Below are 381 nucleotides of genomic sequence, written 5' to 3'. Positions count from 1 at the left end.
GTCAACGCAAAGCAGAAGTGTCACCTTCGGTGCGAAACAGAGATGTCATGCTTTGGTTCAGAGAATGCGTTTGACCGCCTCGCTATATACTTCCGAGCGTTCTCTTTTCCCAACAGAAATCACGAAAACGACAACTTTCTCGTCTATAACCTGGTATACAAGGCGATAGCCTGAAGACCGGAGCTTAATCTTGTAACAATCAGGCATACCACGGAGCTTGTTTGCTTCAATCCGGGGTGACTCAAGTACTTCAACCAGCTTCTTTTTCAACTGTTCACGTACCGTCGAGCCCAGCTTTCGCCATTCCTTTAGTGCCCGCTCGTCAAAATCCAGAAAATACGCCATCAGAGTTCATCCAGCGTCACACGTACTGGCTTAGGA

1 protein-coding gene is annotated in these 381 nt (G+C 47.8%); it reads right to left on the bottom strand.

The window, feature by feature from the left end:
- Positions 1 to 57: 57 nt before the first annotated feature.
- Entirely contained in the window at positions 58 to 345 is a 288-nt protein-coding gene (gene relE / locus ACUU1I_RS21270; RefSeq protein ID WP_000323025.1) for a type II toxin-antitoxin system mRNA interferase RelE, read from the bottom strand.
- Positions 346 to 381 lie beyond the last annotated feature (36 nt).

Source organism: Shigella sp. SIG3 (genome assembly GCF_053555855.1).
This window is presented reverse-complemented; position numbering and strand designations above follow the sequence as displayed.